Here is a 16,635-nt window from a genome sequence, read left to right on the forward strand (position 1 = left end):
GGCTCTGCATTATATATTCTTATTGACCAATGATCTGATCAGTCTTACCTTGCAGTTCCACTAGCTTCATAATCACCGTAGCCGCCAGTGCTTTCGTTACCGTCTGCTGCGGATTAAACTTGCCGTTGTCATCCTTTAGGATTCCCAATTTCACAACAAGAGCCACTGCACCCTTATTGTTTATAGATGCACTATCACTGAACTGACTTACCGTTACATCTTTATCAAGATAGGCTGTGAGTTTGTTGTATTTCAAAAAATTAGCCAGCTGAACAGCAAGCTGTTCCCGGGTTAACTTACTATCAATTTGCAGGCTTTGATCCTTGTTGATCCACTTACGATCTGCTGCATAAGTAACAACATCATAATATGAATTCTCAGGCTTCACACCTGCCACAGTTTTCCGTTCATTATTAGCAATATAACTGCTGAAATTCGGATTAGAAGCCTTGGCAAGATAGGTTAACCAATCGCCAACTGTTATTTCTTGATCTGGGTTTACTTTACCATCGGCATCCGGAGTAATCACATGATATTTTACTAATTCTGATAAGGGTTGTTCTGCTGCATGACCTTTGATATCCGTTGCAGATATTTGAGCATCTTGCTGACCGAGGTAATCATAGACCGCTACCCATTTTCCAGTGGCTGCATCTAAAACCTGATATAATCCATTAGATTCATCAAAAGTTGTATCATATACCAGCTTCACCTTTGGCGCGGCATAGCTATTATAACTATAGTATCCACCAACCTGAGTATACTTCAGCTTAGTCTGATATTTAGGTTTATAACTTTCGAGCGCTTCCTTCTTGGAAATTGTTGCATCAGGAGATAATGTGATTTCATCGATACCGTTTATCCGATTCCCCATGTAAGAAATCAGTCTGCCGTAAAGATCCAAGCTAACCGTAAGGGTACTGTCACTCACAGGAATGCCTTGATGATATCTAATAAACTGATATCTAAATCCTGATCCGTCTGAAGTAACGTTTGAGTTATCTCCATATTCTACAAGCTTTAGCTTCTGACTCGCCTGAGGATATAGGCTATTTATTATACTAAGTGCTTTAGTCTTAGCTTCGGCCTCACTAAGCTTCTTCCCTCCAGCAGGGGCTGCCTCTTCCTTCTTCTTATCCTGAGCAGCACCATAAGCTTGAACCTGGTACTGTAATATTTCACCGGTCTTTGCATCGATCTCGGCAGAGGATTGTTCTGGAAAGCCAGCCCCAATGTAGCGTTCATTTCCACTAGCCCCACCCCAGTATAACTGCCAGATCTTCCGATCTGTATCCTGATAGTCATTTCTCAAGCTTTGGGAGATCAATTTACGATCTGCTGGAATATATGCAACCTTCTTTACAAGCTGTTCCGCTTCTTTTGAAGTAAGTTCTGTAGTAGAGCTTCTTGCTTGAAAGACATCCTTACTCTTTGCTACATCTGAATACACGACTGCGGTGGATACGGATTCTTTTCCTTCATAATCTATTCTCTTGCCTGTCAATGCATCGATAGGATATAGAGACTGATCCACTGGGCGCCAGCCTAGAATCCAGTTGTTAGGTTTTCCGTTCTTATAAGTAGGAATGTAAAAAAGGCCTACATCAAACTGTTCCGCAAATTGCTTCTGTGCTTGCTCCAAGGTAATCTTCGGCTGTGCAGATGGATACTCAAGCCCTTGAGAAAACTTAGAGAATTGAATTACATTACCGTTGCCATCCACGGCTATATTAATGTTATCCGATCCAGAAGGAAGACCATTCTTCATGACACTGAAGTAATAGCTGTATTGAACAGGACCGAATAAAGAGTTCGAAAAATAATTATAACCAGCATTCTCATTTAATTGCAGATCACTGCTCTTAACCGATGAGGCTGCCTTAGTCACAAAAGCCTTGGCGATCTCCAGTGCCTGAGTCTGCGATACTTTCGGTGGATAATAGGATTCGTTATTCTCACGAGGGTATGAAATATACGTACTGATGATATCTCCATTAATGGCATCTACCTCACTGCTAAAGCCAAATCCCGAATTCCCCTCTTGAATCTGCCACTGAATATTCCAGATCATTTGATTTGCTGGAGGGGGGTAGCTTTGATTAGATCCCAGTTGTACATTGTTTACCGTTGCATCTTTTAGGGATGGGAATAATTCTTTTAGCTTCGCAATCGCTTGCTCCTGCGTGAATTTCACTTTTGTAAGATCTGCCTCAGAGTTCGTTGTAGTCACCGGCGCTTGTGTGCTAACCTGTGTTACCGTAGTGTTGCTACTAACAGATGTAGAATCGGCTGCGGCCAAGCCAGGGGGTAATAATAACGCGAGCGCCACTGAAGTAATCAATACCGTTTTAGCTGTCTGATGAACAAAGTGAGTGTTATTGCTTTTCAAAAGAATTCATCCTCCTCTAACACGTGATTCATAACATTATACAGATAATTACTTATATTTTCCATATTTAATTAACGACAGGAAATTACAATGTTTATGTAATGCACACTATATAAGCTATAATGGTAGGCAGCTACAGCTTCAACTCATCTATGAAAGGGGGCCATTCACATTACTGATTGGAACCTTCAGCCGCTTATAGACGGTATTACTGGCCTAGAAATTCGCAGTTGTCTAATCATTCAACATGGAAAACCTATACTGGAGCATTATCGCGAGCCAGAAATCGCTAAAGAGCTAGGTAAAATTAACTCATGCACCAAAAGCGTGCTCGCCGCCCTAGTCAGCATAGCCATAGATAAACAAATCGTTCCGCCACCTGATACACCTATTTCTCTATTTTTCCCTTTATTATTAAAAGAGGATCAAGATCAACGAAAAAGAGAGATCAAGATCAGTCACTTATTAACAATGACTGCAGGCTTTAACTGGACGGAGTTTGGGGGGCAAAATTCCTTTCCGACCATGACTAGAACCGCAGACTGGATAAATTTTGTGCTCACCCAGCCGCTATCTCATACGCCAGGTACTGTGATGAACTATAACTCCGGTTGCTCTCAGCTCTTATCCGCTATTCTGCGTGAATGTTCTGGACAAGACGTTGCAGCATTTGCTGAAGATCAGCTATTTCAGCCGCTTGGCATCGAAAGCTATCGCTGGGATAGTGATCCGCAAGGCATACATACCGGCGGTTTTGGCCTTTATATGAAGCCTGAGGATATGCTCAAATTTGGTCTCCTTTATTTGCAAGAAGGGCGCTGGAAGGATCAACAGCTCATTCATTCGGATACCGTTCAGAAGTCTACTCACCCTTATGTCTCAGCCACTCTACCGCAGAAGGGCTTCTACGGATGGCACTGGTGGGTATCTTCATTCCATGCAGGTACGGAGCAGCAGCCAAAGGAGATCCCTTATTATTTTGCGCTTGGCTTCATGGGCCAGCATATTATTGTGGTTCCATCCTATGAGCTGGTTGCAGTCATTACTGCGGATAAATACAAGAAAGGCTCACCAGCTAATGTGTTCGGCCGATTTATCGTGCCAGCGCTTCTTGGGCAATAACGACAGGGGGATACCGCACACTCCCATTATGAAAGAAGGAAGCCGGGTTGCAATGACCCGGCTTCCTTCTTCAATTTATTCAGCTTCGATACAACGAAGCTCAAGTCGTTAATTTTGCATACACAGCAAAAAATAACACCATTTCTCCAATGATCAGGTAATTGGGTATAAGGAACAACAAATCTACTGCGAAAAAAACTCCAAGTATACCTAATAATAACGCCAAATGAAATATCCCTAACCGTTGCTGTATACGTCTATATTTATGGAAGACCAGTGAGGTAGAGAAGAAGTAGAGCAGGACCGATCCAAAAATAAAACATACCATAAATGTGTAATTTAATTGTTCTAAAAATAGCAGTTGGATTGAAGCTGCAATCATGCTTAAGGATACATAAATAAATAAATGCCCATAAATTATAGTTTGCCCGGCAGTCTCTATGGTTTTGTCCACTTTCTTTTCAACATTATCAAAGTATTGCCACCACATAGCTATAATTAATAGAAAAGTTAATAATGCAAATAAAATAGATTGCCACGTCCAGTGGCTAGACTGTAAGACTGCAAGTATACTGACCACTGATTCGCCAAGTAGAATGAGGGTAAACAACGAGAAACGTTCTAATAAATGATGAGTGTTTATCGGGCTTTTCACCAAGTATCTCCGACCGATTAATGGAAGCAAAATGTCTATAGTAATTCCTGTATACAAAACTACATAACGTATCCAAGAGTCAAAGAAAAGTGATAAAGCAGAGATCACTAATCCAATCCAAAAACGACTTCCCAGATAACGGGCAGTGTCCTTTCTATCAGGTGCTTCATTCTTATTTACCGTAAGATATTGAATGGCAGTCATAGCTCTTAAGCCAACATAACCGATTAGAAATGGCATATAGTATTGATCAAAGTTAACCGATAAGCTGGCCGTCATTATTAATACAAAAAATAATTGTAGAATCAGAAATATTCGGTGTGAAAAGATGTCCTGTCCAAACCGATTTACAAAAAGCGATTGTCCCACCCAGGCCCACCAGATCGGAATGAATATTAAGATAAATTTAGATAAATATTCAAGTGGAATTGTACCCGCATCTACATGCAACAAGACATGACTCGCTTTTGAAACTGCAGCCACAAAAAGCAGATCATAAAATAGTTCCAGCCAGGTGACTTTCTTCTCAGCAAAGGATGCTGTGCTGTGCTCAAATCCCGATGTGCGCTTATTCATCGTTTTACTCCCTTAGTTTGGATGTGTATCCAATACAGTTTATCGAATACTTATCCATCTTAACCGAATTGATATACTAATTTGAAGCCCCTTTGTTGCCACTCTAAAATCACACAAAAAAAGCTCCCCCTTGCCTAAACTCGACAAAGGAAAGCTATAGTTATATCTCCAACTACATTTAATTCCGCCACTTCATAAACTTGTAATCAAGATAATCAACAAGTAAGAAGAGGACAAATCCCACCAAGCTGAACAGCATAATTCCCGCATACATCTCCGGATAATCCAGTCTTAACCAAGCATCCATAATGAAGAAGCCCATGCCATGCTCAGTTCCATAAATCTCCGTGAAAAAGAGTACAGATATCGCTGTTCCCAGTGAAATACGAATCGTACTCAGAATGACCGACAGTGCACCTGGCAGTGTCACATGCCAGAATTTCTGCACTGTACTTGCCCCTATACTCGTTAAGACATCATAGGTATTCTCAGGAATAGCCTTCACACCATCCCTAACGGAGATAATAATCTGGAACAAGAGAATCAGCATGATCATTAGGATTTTAGACGTTTCACCAAGCCCGAAGAACAGCATCACAACGGGAAGCAGGGCAATTTTGGGAACAGGATAGGTCAAGTAGACCACAGGGTCCAGCAGCTTATTCCAAGTCAGCGAACGTCCCATCAGAAGACCAATGAGCAGTCCAATGATTAATGCCAGCACTACACCTGCAAAAATTCTGAACAAGCTATACCCTACATTTAAAGCAATCTCCTGACCACCTAAGTGAAACATAGCGTTATATACCGCGAATGGACTCGGCAAAATCGAATGATTCATAAGCAAATAGGCAATATACCAAACCACATTCATACAAAAGAACACAAACAACAGTCTTATTATGTGATGAATCCGATTTTTTCTCACCATATCTCCTGCATTACCTTTCTGATTCGCTTAGTCTGCTCAAAGAAATCTACACTGTCCCGCTTATCTTCATGCTTCATCTGAAATACCAATTGATTATCGATCATTTCCGGAGCTTCTTCTTTATTAGATGGCATAACAATAATTTTCTGCCCCAGCAGAATAGCTTCTTCCACATCATGGGTAACAAATAAGGTAGTCGCCGGATGCGCTAACCAGTTATCCAAAAACAGAATCTGTAGCGTTTCCCGCGTAATCGCATCCAGTGCGGAGAAAGGCTCGTCCAGCAGTAAAATAGTGGGCAAAATGGCGAACGCTCTGGCGATTGCCACTCTTTGCTGCTGTCCTCCACTAAGAGAAAGAGGATAACGATCAGCTAAATCAGAGATTCCCATCGATGACAGCCACTGATTAATCTGATTCTCCCGTTCTTGCTTGGATGTGCTCGCAGTATGCGAGATTTTCATCGCGATTTGAATATTATCATGTACAGTCTTCCATGGAAGAAGCCCGTAGTTTTGCGGTACCAGGCCGATCAGAGTTTCTTTATCATGCACGGATTTTTCATTAAAAAGAATTTGCCCCATATAGCTTGGCAGCAAGCCCGCAATCGCCCGTAATAAAGTTGATTTTCCGCTGCCAGAGGGTCCGATGATCGTGTAAATCCCATGCTCCGGTAAAGATAGATCCATCTTTCCTAAGGCCAGTTGACCTGTCTTGTACTCTACTTTAAGACCCTTAATGACGAGTCCCTTATTTTTTGAATTGGACATCAGAAATCACATCTTCAGCCGAGATATTTTTGCTAAGCAAACCTTTTTCCCGTGCCCATGCAAATGCGGCTTCTACTTCTTTCACATCCACTTGATTGGCAGGGACATAATCAGGTACCTTGATCTCATCTTTCAACGTTTCTGGATAACCAACTTCTTTGATCACAAGATCGATATATTCGGATTGATCATGAGATTTCATATACGCTACAGCCTCGTCATAAGCAGCATACATGTTGCGAATCGCATCTGCCTTAGCATCAATAGCGGTTTGTGGGAAAGCCAGTACAAATGGATTCACTCCCGCTGTATGCGTGGAGCTAAGCACGCGCAAGCCTGAAGCTTTACCCATAGTTACAAATGGTTCAGGTAAAATAGCTGCATCCGCCTTATTGTTCTTAAGCAATTCTAAACGGGTAGGGATTTGTGGAACCTCAGTTACCGTAATATCATCTTCCGTTAAACCCGCTTGTTTCAGCATCATTGCCACAGTATATTGTGTGGAGGTATTTTTGGACAAAATCACGGTTTTTCCTTTCAGATCCTTCACATCTTGGATGGCGTCATTCCCAGTCAATAAATCGAATTCACCAAAAGTTTTGCTAGTGATCTTCACATCCAGCCCGGCTTCATTGTAGATAGAAATTGCAACCAAATCAGCACTGATCCCCTCTAACTTGCCTGCTTGAAAGGCGACATCACGGTCTTTTGCACTCTTGAACGTTTGGATATCTAGGTTCACTCCATGCTTCTTATCAAAACCTTGCTCATGAGCAATTACAAAAGGAATCGCATCAATAGAAGGCAGTAAGCCAAGCGACAAAGTAACAGCTTCTTTTGAGGCCTCTGCTGCGTTACCCTCTGTCGATGCTGTATTCGTGTTATTCTTTGAGCCACAACCTACTGCAAGTACAGCGACGACAACGACCATCATCGACAACATCAACATTCTTTTTAATGCTTTTTTCTTCATAAAACTCTCCTACCTCCATTAATCTTTCTATAGTAGACATGCCCCTATTCTTTGCAATCTGCAAAAGAGCATGCAAAAAGCCCTTAAGCTGTTCCAGGACGCTTCAGGTATTGTAATTTTACATCAGTCATCACAGCTTGTATATTCATAAATTTAAATAGTTATATTTATCACATACTAAGATGCAAAAAATCCGAATCAGCCCACAGAGAATCTCTCTATAAGCTGAGCTTTCAGACACATCCTAGTCTAAGGACATATGTTGCTTCAGAATCTTCAGTCCAGTGTCCAGCTCATCCAATGAGGATGACGACGATAAGGCTACACGTACATACTTGTCCGGTGTGCTGGCACCACTAAGAAACCAATCGGAATGGAATATTCGAACGCCTTGTTGTAACAGTTCTGACTCCAGTTCAGCGGCTGTACGGTATCCTGATAAGGGAATCCATTTAAAAAAACTTAAGGGGTGCCCTTCGGCTGCTGTTTGTGGAAAATATGTCGAAAATAGCTTGTTCGCAGCTTGGACCAGTTCTTTTTTATATGCGACAATCTCAGCAGCACTCCCCGATACAATAAGCTCAGAAATAATCTCGGCATCTAGGGAGGATGTCTTCACATTAATATTGAAAATAGCCCGCTCAATTCTCTCTTTGAATTTCTCTCCAAATACGATATAAGCGATCCTAAGTCCAGAGCAAATAGATTTTGTCGTACTGCTAATATAGATGGTCTGATCAGGAAGCAATGAGTACATCGGTTGTTTGTATTCTTCTAAATGACCTGCCGTTAAGAACGCATGAATATCATCTTCTATGAGCAGCAAGTTATGTTTCTGGATAACGTTAGCAATTTCACGCTTCCGCCCATCAGTCATCATAACGGTTGTAGGATTTGTACAAGAAGGCATCAGGAATATACCACGTATATCCAGCAGCTGGCACTGGTTATCCAGCACTTGTGGTAGCATTCCAGAGGTATCGCCTGGAATCGGAACAAGCTGAATACGATACATTCGGGCAAGCTCAATAAAATTAGAATAGGTGAATACATCAACGGCAATCCGTTGTCCAGGTTCGAAGAGAGCAAATAACGTAATGACCAACGCATTCAGGCCACCGGATGCAATTGCGATGTTATTGATATTTGCCTGTATCCCAAATGCTTGCATCCATGATAGGCCTGCCAGTTTATGATGTGGCATTCCTGTAGGATCATTGTAATTTAATAGTTCCTCTATATTGCCTCTATGCATAACCCTTCTTGCGACCTGAGCTACGATCGAGTTACTCTGCTCAAACGAAGCAACTAGCCCCAGATCAATACAGTCATGAGAAATTTTGTCCTTCGATATTGCTATCGAGCGCGTTGCATTCGTTGCCACAAAGGTACCACTTCCTGTAATAGCATAGATGAGTCCTTTAGCTTCGCATAGCTTATAAGCGCGTGTAATTGTTGTGAAATTAACATCTAAAAAATCCGCTAGCTCACGTTGAGGGGGAAGCTTCGTTCCGGGTACCAAAAGACCGCTAGCTATATCTTGTTCAAGCAATGAGGCTATGGAATGATAGATCGGACGCTTCAGAGTATGTCTGTCAGGTCGCCACGACATCGGGTAATTAACAAAAGAATTGATCGGCATATTGTCCTCCCACAAAATTGTAATCCATACAATTATACCATTGATTGTATGGATTCGCACTGCTACAATGACATGGACATAAGCTAAGGGGTTGTAAGTAACATGCGTAACAATAACAAACTTTATGTAGCATTCCGCACCGCGGCTCCCGCTACCTTTCCCATTCTTGCCGCTTTTTTATTCTTGGGGATCGCCTATGGAATTTACATGAATGTATCAGGGTTTCATGTGATCTATACCTTTCTAATGAGCTCGCTTATTTATGCTGGATCGATGGAATTTCTAACGGTTCACTTGTTATTAGGTGCTTATCATCCATTAAGTGCATTATTGTTTGCTTTAATGGTTAATGCACGACATCTATTTTATGGCATATCTATGCTGGAGAAGTTTAAAGGTACGGGGCTGAAGAAGCTTTATTTGATTTTTGGTCTCTGTGATGAATCATTCACCATCAATTATTCCGCGAAGATCCCTGAAGGAGTGGATCGCGGTTGGTATATGTTCTTCGTCACGCTGCTAAATCATTGCTATTGGGTCGTAGGCGCTTGTATCGGGGGAGTATTCGGATCGATTTTTCACATGAATATGGAAGGTCTCGAATTTGTGATGACAGCACTATTCGTTGTTATCTTTATTGAGCAATGGAAGAGTGGATCGACCCATAGAAGTGCTCTAGTAGGCGTTGTTATCTCCATACTGTGCCTTATCATATTTGGACGTGACAGCTTCATGATCCCCGCAATGATCCTGATTATTGCAGCACTTACGATCACTCGTAAACAACAGGAACCGGTAGGTGAAACCGCATGACGATGTCTACTTTTCAGCAGATCATTACAATTGCCATGGTTGTGCTAGGCACGATGATGACACGTTTTATTCCGTTCATTATTTTCCCACCGGGACGTCCAACCCCAAAGTACATTCAATACCTAGGTAGAGTTCTTCCATCAGCAACGATTGGACTCCTTGTTATTTATAGCCTAAAGAACACTAACGTATTGTCCGGTAATCACGGATTACCGGAGCTAATATCCGTCGCAATCGTCGCGTTGCTTCATCTCTGGCGAAGAAATATGCTATTATCCATAGCATTCGGTACAATCGCTTATATGGTATTGATTCAGATATAAGAAATTTATGTAGGTCTTATCAACCGCACATATAACTACAATTATAACATTCACTTCCATTATATATCGATCATTCAAGACTACGATAATCCGCAAGAAGCTTGGAGCGGCTACAAAAAACTACACAAGCTTCATCCGACGCGTGAGTTGTATGTATTTCATACGAGCAGAAACGACGTTGAGGTTATAGAAGAATTTTTTTTAGGAGTGCGGCAACCGTCTTTGATACCGATGCATTAGCTGTAATAGGCATCCATATTGTTTTTATTAATGGACGAGCAAAACGAATGTATGGGGTTGGGGGGACTAGCGAAATTTGCTATGAGCAGCAGATTCCTGACATACTCATTGAACATATTACTTTGACTGATTTACCAATTCAGCTTGGTTCGATACAAGAGCCTTATGGCTTTGATGGAATTGTTGGTATTGATTTTATGATAAGAGCTAAATGCAAGGTTGATTTTGACACCATGAATATCGATCTTAAACACTAAACCAAGCGATGACATCCATCAGTGGACAGCAATCGCTTGGTTTTAGTTTTCCTCTACAACAAAAAACCTCCCCACACCCGTAAAGGTGGAGAAGGTATAAATGCGTCACTTTTAGCTCCCCAAGCCTAATCAGCTCGACAACCGCTTGTGAACGGCCTTTAACTTTTAATTTCTGCATTATGTTGGAGATGTGATTGCGCATGGTTTTCTTGCTAATGAATAATTGACCCGCGATATAACGAGTCGTTTTAACTACACCTCATAGTTCACTACATAATTCTGCAGCTCTGTATTGTAAAAGCCTACACTATACTCAGTTACCTTGCCCAGCTCATCATAAGAATAACGAGTTCGCTTCAGCAAGGGACACTTCTTATCAAGGAGCAATATCTCCTCTACATCAGGCGGAGGAACGGCAACGGAAAATTCATCACGCAGTTTCTCTAAGGAAACGCTCCGCTCTTCAAGCAGTTCATACAAGGACTGGGCATTTAAGTCCAGTAGATCCAAATCATCCATACCATTTACTAAATAATGCGTGTAATGAACGTATGGAATATCATTGAGACTATATATGCGTTCCAAGCGTATACAACGTTCGCCGAATAAACGAAAGGCTTCGCTTTCAACTTCATTATATACTCGTTCCGCCTTCAGCCATTGCTTCCGAATTTGGTGCCCTTCATCCACTAGAATTTCCGTGAATTTTTTCCACTTGGACAGCTTGGATGATGAGGTATTACGGATCACCTTCGTCCCCTTGCCGCTCCCCTTCTCCAGAAATCCTTCTTGGACGAGCTCCTGAATGGCACCGCGTACAGTAATCTTGCTGACATTGAATTCCTGCTCTAGCTGAGGCTCGGAAGGAATATTCAATCCAATAGGATAGACTCCGTGTAGAATCCGATCCTTTATAATATTTGCAATTTGCATATATAAGGGCTTATCTTTTCGGGACAAACTCAAGAGGTTCACTACCTTTCTACATCGCCTACGGATAGAGTCATAGCTCGAAGTATATCCGCTTCTGAAGCCATGGGAGTGTCGCCCTCGACAGTGTGGGCTAACATACTAGCGGCAGCGGCAAACCGTACTGTCTGCTCAGGTGTAAATCCTGTTAGCTCGCCATGCACAATTCCGCTCGTATAGGCATCTCCAGCCCCTATTCTATCATAGACGAGAAATCTCAGCGTATCCGAAAAGAAGAAGCTCTGATTCTTATAAAGAAACCCACGCAGTGAATGTGTGTTGTCGCCATGAATACTGCGATGGGTGCCTGCAATCACCGAGATATTGTAATGCTTCGCAACTGCTGGAATCAGTTCGACCAGTTGCTCTTCGCGTTCAGCTTGTTCAGTGCTGATCCCCAAGATAAAGATTGCGTCCTTCTCATTCATCATTACGATATCGGCCAGCTGCAGCATCTCCTCGTAATGCGGCTTCGCTTGTGAATAGCCTTCCGGTCCCCACAAGGACGGACGATAGTTGCAATCAAAGATCACAGTCCCACCCTGCTGCTTGACAGCTCTAGCCAAGGATTTCATATGATGACGTACACTATCGTTCATAGCCAGCGTGATGCCGCAGAAATGGATCACATCCAGACTTCGCGCAATCTCTTCATAATTATAAGTTTCCTCAGGAGCCGTATTGAAGCTACTCTCCAGACGATTACTATAAGTCACCTTGCTTGGACGTGCACCAAATCCATTCTCCAAGAAATACAAGCCCAGATATTCTCCTCCTCGTATAATGAGCCTAGAAGAAATCCCCAGCTTTCGCAAATACGCCGCGGCAGCCTCTCCCAAAGAAGTATTCGGCAAACGTGAAATCAAAGCACCTTCATGCCCGAAGCGTGCCAGTGCAGCGCTGACATTAACTCCGGTGCCAGAGAATGAATAATTCAAGGTGTTTCCCTGTGATAGCAACTGAACTCCCGGCACCTGCAGACGCATCATCACTTCTCCGAATGCCCCGATTCGTTTAGGCATATTTATCTGTCAGCCTCTTCATAATTCCAAGCAAATCACGCACATCCTGGGTCCGGGTCTGGCCCGATTCTTTATCGATAATGGATGAGTAGACATGCGGAATCACTTGTGGCACCCCTGCTTCAAGCGCAATCTCTAGTATTTCCTCGAAATTGTCCATATCAATTCCACCGGTTGGTTCGAGTGCGAACTCTGCCTCAGCACAGGCCTTAGCGACAGAGCGGTATTCCTCTTCACGGCTTAATCCCTCCATCGGGAAATACTTCAGTGCATTACCACCCATATCCCGAACAAGCGCAATTGCCGATGCTATAGGTACAATCGCCGCTTCACTCTGCGCAGCGCTGAAGACTCCTGTAGAAATATTCACATAACCAGCGTGACCAGAAGGGGCGATCATGCTGTTGATCCAACTGTCTTTCCCACCAAGATTAGCGCGTGTAGCTCCAACCACCGGGAATGCCTGGTTAATATGACTACCCGGATAATGCTTAGCAATCTCGGCCACAATTGCCGCTTGGCGATTATCTCCTGCACCTAAGCCAATGGATACCGCATCTTCAATCTCTTGACCATATTGCTTCATGGCTGTTACGGCTTCTTCTACCGACTTATAATCCTTAGAGAGCACACCGACCAGCACATACCCTTCCGCCGCTTCATAAATCTCTTTAGCATTAGCGATATCTTTAGCGAGTACATTTAATGCGGTGCGGCCCTTATAAAAACGTTGTGAAATCGTCATCTTATTGTCCCCCTATTAATTTATGAATGCTGTCTACAATCACGTGCAGATCATCCCCCAGAAGCGGCCGTGGATCAATATCGAAATATCCCTGCTTCACTCCATAATCGCGGGTATAGATCGCAATCTCGCCTTGCTGCAACCCCTCTACCAATTCCTTCGCCGTAATACCAGCCTGCTTTGGATCAACTTGAACCCGGCCGCGATAGATGGAACGGCCCGCCTCGTCCTGCACAATGGTTACACGAATTCCCGGAAGATCATTCAACACCATTAATCCCTGCAAAGACGCTTTCTCGGTGTCACTCTTGTCTTCCTTGACCATGTATTCCTCTAGTGCTTGCAGCAGACCAAAGGAAGTTTCTTTACCAACCTTCATACTGCGTCCTATTCCATACAATTGGACCTTAACCCATTCCACATAATTACGTTTGCCGGCGATAATACCGGATGTAGGCCCTTCAATAGCTTTAGAACCACTATAAATCGCCAGGTCAGAGTATTTCACATATTTACAGAGGTCTTCTTCCGCTGCGGCATCTACGATTAGTGGAATGCCCCTACGGTTTGCGATCTCCCATGCTTCTTCGACGGATAACATATTTTTCTGCACTGCATGGTGGGACTTCACGTACAGAATGGCAGCCGTCTGCTCACAAATGGCATCCTCTATATGCTCGGCACGGCCTTCATTCGCATAACCGACCTCAATTAGTTTCCCACCACCTAGATAGACCATCGTTTCCACAGGAGCTCCGTACTGTACATTATGCCCCTTCAGAATGATGATTTCATTGCGTGGAATGACTTCTTGGTGCAAACGTTCACTGCGGCGCCGATTGCCTTGGGTCACTAGCGCCGCAACGGACAATGCAATACCGCTGGAGGCTGAGTTAACGATAAGCGCTGCTTCAGCGCCGAGAATTCGTGCCGTGTAATCTCCGGCTTTATCCACCAGATCCGCTATTTCCACATAACTCTGTCCGCCTTGCTTCATCGCCTCCATCACTGTGTCAGACGGAGCCGACACCCCCAGGATACTCATTCTGCCGCTTGCATTGATTACGCGTTTAAGCCCGTATTTCGCATTTAATGAATTCGCCACCTATAACCACTCCTTTTGCATGGATTAATTTATCCGTCACTCTTTCTTCTCCTTCAGAATCAACAAGAACTGCAGACTTATGCTGCAGGGTGAAGAGAGTCAAGTTTGCAGGATCTCCCACCTGAATTCGGCCCAGCTCCGGCCTGCCCAGCCATTCCGCCGCATTGGAAGTAACCGCTGCCACAATCTCATCCAGAGCATAGCCCAAACATAGAAACTTGGAAAGTACATTAGACATGCTAAAGACAGGTCCCTTCAATCGGTTCACTCGATAGATATCCGTGCTAATCGTATTCAATCCAATACCATTACGTTTAGCAGCCTCAGCTACCTTAAAAGAGAAGCTTGCTGTTCCATGTCCCACATCGAGATGAACTCCCCGTTCAATAGCCTCAGTCAGTACCTGAAGCGGCTGACCATCCGCAGCAAACAAATTATTCTCTTTTCCGTTGAGATAATGGGTCACGATATCCTTACGCTGCAAAAGGGGCATTACCTCTCTGATATCTGGCGGTGCTGAACCGATATGTACCATTAACGGCAGGCCCGTCTCCATTGAAAGGCTTCGTGCAATATGCAGCGGCTCAATCCCGCTCGCGCCGACAACGCTCTTGCTGATCCTAGCCTTTAATCCCACGATTATCTCCCCGTAGGTTCGGACGGATTGCAGGATCTTCTCCTTATCAATCCATTCCAAGTTGGATAATTCATCAATTCTTAGCAGTCCGATCCGCGAGATATTTAAGAAAGCCAGTACATTCGTCTTAGCCTGAGACGCGTCCAGAGCCAGATCACCTATCCGATCCGCCCCGCAGCTACCGGCATCGACTAGAGTGGTCACCCCTTGCCGGACACCGATCTCATCGATCTCGTCACCATACGGATCAAATTCGCGAAAGGCATGCACATGCATATCGATCCAGCCACTGGATACGTACGCGCCTGAACCTTCCCACTCCTGCCCCCCATGCGCCTCACCTGCCGGGGTGATCTCAGCGATCTTGCCATTTTCGATTACAATGTCGATCTCTTCTCCGCTTACTCGTTTCACCTGACGGAGCACGTATCTTTCATCCATTGTTCTCACCTTTTTCCATATAACATTATAATGTTTAAAATAACACGAATAGCGCGTTAAGTAAATATAACGTTATAATGTTTATACGTAAAATTAGACGTGGTTGTCACAAAATTAGAGAAACCTGATTATCGGACGGATTCTTTGTAGAGAGTAATTAGGGAAAATCTCCCTGATTATAGCCGATAATTGCTTTTAATGAATAGAATTAGGGAATTCCTCCCTAAAAATCGTGGTAATATCTATATTCACCAACGAATCAGTTGAATTAGAGGGAGATTTTCCCTAATTAACTATCAGAGCTTCCGTTTCACTTCTTCAGTAGTGCTAGAAGTCGATTTGGCTTTTACCTGCCCATAATCTACAGAAGCAAGCTGCAAATGACCGAAACGCAAAGCAGCGATCCTCCAATAAAAAGGAGAATCGCTGCTTTCTTGACTTTTACCGTTCAGAATATCGAATGTATCTGTCACTCTTGTACAAAATCTATGAACTTAATAACCCTACATGTATCTTAATAACAGCCTTCTTAATCTTCATGCCCGGTTGACCCATACCAGGTCTGTGTACATCATGCGGGAAAAAGACAGCGAACAGCCCCGGCTTCAAAGTTAACAAAATTTCATCGGATGACGGAGGATAGAGCGCATAATCTGCTTCGGCATCGTAAGGCTTAGTAACCTCGATCCCTTCTTGCAGAGGGGACCAACCGATCGTTTCTTCACCTTCGATCAGATAATGCACATCAATATAAGCCTCATGCTTTTCAGCAACCTGTTCCTCTAGCGACTTCGCCTCAAGCGCCATAATCGAAACGTATATCTCGTTACCACGCATCTCGATTCGCCCGAGATCAGGTTCGTGTTGTAAAATGACTTTCAATTCCTCAATAGCCTCTACAATGACTGAATTCTCGTATCTGCTATGCTCTTCCCAAGATGACAATGAACCTAAGATCATATTGTCTCATTCTCCTCACATCTCAATTATCTTACAGAGGTTGTTCAAAAAGTCCGCTTTTGATC

General features: G+C 43.3%; 17 protein-coding genes and 1 pseudogene. 4 read left to right on the forward strand and 14 right to left on the reverse strand.

Translation table 11 applies throughout. The features are described 5' to 3' along the window. Positions 1 to 19: 19 nt before the first annotated feature. Positions 20 to 2,389: a YcdB/YcdC domain-containing protein gene (locus PAENI_RS06730; protein WP_149644751.1), complete on the reverse strand. Its 2,370-nt coding sequence runs from the start codon at positions 2,387 to 2,389 to the stop codon at positions 20 to 22. Positions 2,390 to 2,560: 171 nt separating this feature from the next. On the opposite strand from PAENI_RS06730, the gene PAENI_RS06735 reads away from it, so the two are divergent. Continuing rightward, a complete protein-coding gene (locus PAENI_RS06735) occupies positions 2,561 to 3,511 on the forward strand; it encodes a serine hydrolase domain-containing protein (protein ID WP_149644752.1) in 951 nt (316 codons plus the stop codon). 100 nt (positions 3,512 to 3,611) lie between these two features. Here PAENI_RS06735 and PAENI_RS06740 read toward each other — a convergent pair whose 3' ends face one another. From PAENI_RS06740 to PAENI_RS06760, 5 genes are all read right to left on the reverse strand, one after another. Continuing rightward, complete coding sequence (locus tag PAENI_RS06740; RefSeq protein ID WP_149644753.1) at positions 3,612 to 4,742, reverse strand: low temperature requirement protein A; 1,131 nt, start codon at positions 4,740 to 4,742, stop codon at positions 3,612 to 3,614. A 178-nt stretch (positions 4,743 to 4,920) separates the two neighbouring features. After that, positions 4,921 to 5,616 carry an ABC transporter permease gene (locus PAENI_RS06745; RefSeq protein ID WP_231573342.1) on the reverse strand — a complete coding sequence of 232 codons (696 nt, stop codon included), beginning with the start codon at positions 5,614 to 5,616 and terminating at the stop codon, positions 4,921 to 4,923. A 50-nt stretch (positions 5,617 to 5,666) separates the two neighbouring features. Then, positions 5,667 to 6,443 (reverse strand): ABC transporter ATP-binding protein, encoded by a 777-nt coding sequence (locus PAENI_RS06750; RefSeq protein WP_076300457.1) that lies wholly within the window; start codon positions 6,441 to 6,443, stop codon positions 5,667 to 5,669. After that, positions 6,424 to 7,416, reverse strand: coding sequence for an ABC transporter substrate-binding protein (locus PAENI_RS06755; protein WP_149644754.1), 993 nt, complete (start codon positions 7,414 to 7,416; stop codon positions 6,424 to 6,426). The genes PAENI_RS06750 and PAENI_RS06755 overlap by 20 nt, the downstream gene beginning before the upstream one ends. A gap of 244 nt (positions 7,417 to 7,660) precedes the next feature. Further along, positions 7,661 to 9,058 carry an aminotransferase-like domain-containing protein gene (locus PAENI_RS06760; protein WP_042191351.1) on the reverse strand — a complete coding sequence of 466 codons (1,398 nt, stop codon included), beginning with the start codon at positions 9,056 to 9,058 and terminating at the stop codon, positions 7,661 to 7,663. Positions 9,059 to 9,160: 102 nt separating this feature from the next. On the opposite strand from PAENI_RS06760, the gene PAENI_RS06765 reads away from it, so the two are divergent. The 3 genes from PAENI_RS06765 to PAENI_RS06775 all read left to right on the forward strand — a co-directional run bounded on the left by PAENI_RS06765 (position 9,161) and on the right by PAENI_RS06775 (position 10,691). Further along, on the forward strand, positions 9,161 to 9,871 hold the full coding sequence (locus tag PAENI_RS06765; RefSeq protein ID WP_042191353.1) for an AzlC family ABC transporter permease: 711 nt from the start codon (positions 9,161 to 9,163) through the stop codon (positions 9,869 to 9,871). Then, complete coding sequence (locus PAENI_RS06770) at positions 9,868 to 10,194, forward strand: branched-chain amino acid transporter permease (protein WP_042191355.1); 327 nt, start codon at positions 9,868 to 9,870, stop codon at positions 10,192 to 10,194. The genes PAENI_RS06765 and PAENI_RS06770 overlap by 4 nt, the downstream gene beginning before the upstream one ends. 287 nt (positions 10,195 to 10,481) lie before the next feature. Further along, the gene (locus PAENI_RS06775; protein ID WP_081951193.1) at positions 10,482 to 10,691 is read left to right on the forward strand and encodes a hypothetical protein; all 210 of its coding nucleotides are present in this window, start codon (positions 10,482 to 10,484) and stop codon (positions 10,689 to 10,691) included. A gap of 106 nt (positions 10,692 to 10,797) precedes the next feature. Here the strand turns inward: PAENI_RS06775 and PAENI_RS32550 are convergent. From PAENI_RS32550 to PAENI_RS06810, 8 genes and pseudogenes are all read right to left on the reverse strand, one after another. After that, positions 10,798 to 10,941: pseudogene (locus PAENI_RS32550) on the reverse strand (LuxR C-terminal-related transcriptional regulator); the annotation flags it as partial. Between the two features lie 2 nt (positions 10,942 to 10,943). Continuing rightward, positions 10,944 to 11,657: a GntR family transcriptional regulator gene (locus PAENI_RS06785; RefSeq protein WP_076286037.1), complete on the reverse strand. Its 714-nt coding sequence runs from the start codon at positions 11,655 to 11,657 to the stop codon at positions 10,944 to 10,946. 8 nt (positions 11,658 to 11,665) lie between these two features. After that, positions 11,666 to 12,682 (reverse strand): sugar kinase, encoded by a 1,017-nt coding sequence (locus PAENI_RS06790; protein ID WP_149644755.1) that lies wholly within the window; start codon positions 12,680 to 12,682, stop codon positions 11,666 to 11,668. Continuing rightward, complete coding sequence (gene dagF / locus PAENI_RS06795; protein WP_149644756.1) at positions 12,675 to 13,427, reverse strand: 2-dehydro-3-deoxy-phosphogluconate aldolase; 753 nt, start codon at positions 13,425 to 13,427, stop codon at positions 12,675 to 12,677. The genes PAENI_RS06790 and dagF overlap by 8 nt, the downstream gene beginning before the upstream one ends. A 1-nt stretch (position 13,428) precedes the next feature. Further along, positions 13,429 to 14,532: a DgaE family pyridoxal phosphate-dependent ammonia lyase gene (locus PAENI_RS06800; protein WP_149644757.1), complete on the reverse strand. Its 1,104-nt coding sequence runs from the start codon at positions 14,530 to 14,532 to the stop codon at positions 13,429 to 13,431. Then, complete coding sequence (locus PAENI_RS06805) at positions 14,498 to 15,610, reverse strand: amidohydrolase/deacetylase family metallohydrolase (protein WP_149644758.1); 1,113 nt, start codon at positions 15,608 to 15,610, stop codon at positions 14,498 to 14,500. The genes PAENI_RS06800 and PAENI_RS06805 overlap by 35 nt, the downstream gene beginning before the upstream one ends. 296 nt (positions 15,611 to 15,906) lie before the next feature. Next, positions 15,907 to 16,083: a hypothetical protein gene (locus tag PAENI_RS31750; protein ID WP_179086734.1), complete on the reverse strand. Its 177-nt coding sequence runs from the start codon at positions 16,081 to 16,083 to the stop codon at positions 15,907 to 15,909. 13 nt (positions 16,084 to 16,096) lie between these two features. Continuing rightward, positions 16,097 to 16,570, reverse strand: coding sequence for a NanQ anomerase/TabA/YiaL family protein (locus tag PAENI_RS06810; protein ID WP_149644759.1), 474 nt, complete (start codon positions 16,568 to 16,570; stop codon positions 16,097 to 16,099). Between the last annotated feature and the right edge of the window lie 65 nt (positions 16,571 to 16,635).

Origin of the sequence: Paenibacillus sp. B2(2019) (genome assembly GCF_008370385.1) — a bacterium.
GTDB lineage: Bacteria > Bacillota > Bacilli > Paenibacillales > Paenibacillaceae > Paenibacillus_AQ.

What these genes read in the sequence shown, in the direction of transcription:
- PAENI_RS06740 (WP_149644753.1), bottom strand. Translation starts at nt 4,742, where the DNA reads ATGAATAAGCGCACATCGGGATTTGAGCACAGCACAGCATCCTTTGCT.
- PAENI_RS06745 (WP_231573342.1), bottom strand. Translation starts at nt 5,616, where the DNA reads ATGAATGTGGTTTGGTATATTGCCTATTTGCTTATGAATCATTCGATT.
- PAENI_RS06750 (WP_076300457.1), bottom strand. Translation starts at nt 6,443, where the DNA reads ATGTCCAATTCAAAAAATAAGGGACTCGTCATTAAGGGTCTTAAAGTA.
- PAENI_RS06755 (WP_149644754.1), bottom strand. Translation starts at nt 7,416, where the DNA reads ATGAAGAAAAAAGCATTAAAAAGAATGTTGATGTTGTCGATGATGGTC.
- PAENI_RS06760 (WP_042191351.1), bottom strand. Translation starts at nt 9,058, where the DNA reads ATGCCGATCAATTCTTTTGTTAATTACCCGATGTCGTGGCGACCTGAC.
- PAENI_RS06765 (WP_042191353.1), top strand. Translation starts at nt 9,161, where the DNA reads ATGCGTAACAATAACAAACTTTATGTAGCATTCCGCACCGCGGCTCCC.
- PAENI_RS06770 (WP_042191355.1), top strand. Translation starts at nt 9,868, where the DNA reads ATGACGATGTCTACTTTTCAGCAGATCATTACAATTGCCATGGTTGTG.
- PAENI_RS06775 (WP_081951193.1), top strand. Translation starts at nt 10,482, where the DNA reads ATGTATGGGGTTGGGGGGACTAGCGAAATTTGCTATGAGCAGCAGATT.
- PAENI_RS06790 (WP_149644755.1), bottom strand. Translation starts at nt 12,682, where the DNA reads ATGCCTAAACGAATCGGGGCATTCGGAGAAGTGATGATGCGTCTGCAG.
- dagF (WP_149644756.1), bottom strand. Translation starts at nt 13,427, where the DNA reads ATGACGATTTCACAACGTTTTTATAAGGGCCGCACCGCATTAAATGTA.
- PAENI_RS06805 (WP_149644758.1), bottom strand. Translation starts at nt 15,610, where the DNA reads ATGGATGAAAGATACGTGCTCCGTCAGGTGAAACGAGTAAGCGGAGAA.
- PAENI_RS06810 (WP_149644759.1), bottom strand. Translation starts at nt 16,570, where the DNA reads ATGATCTTAGGTTCATTGTCATCTTGGGAAGAGCATAGCAGATACGAG.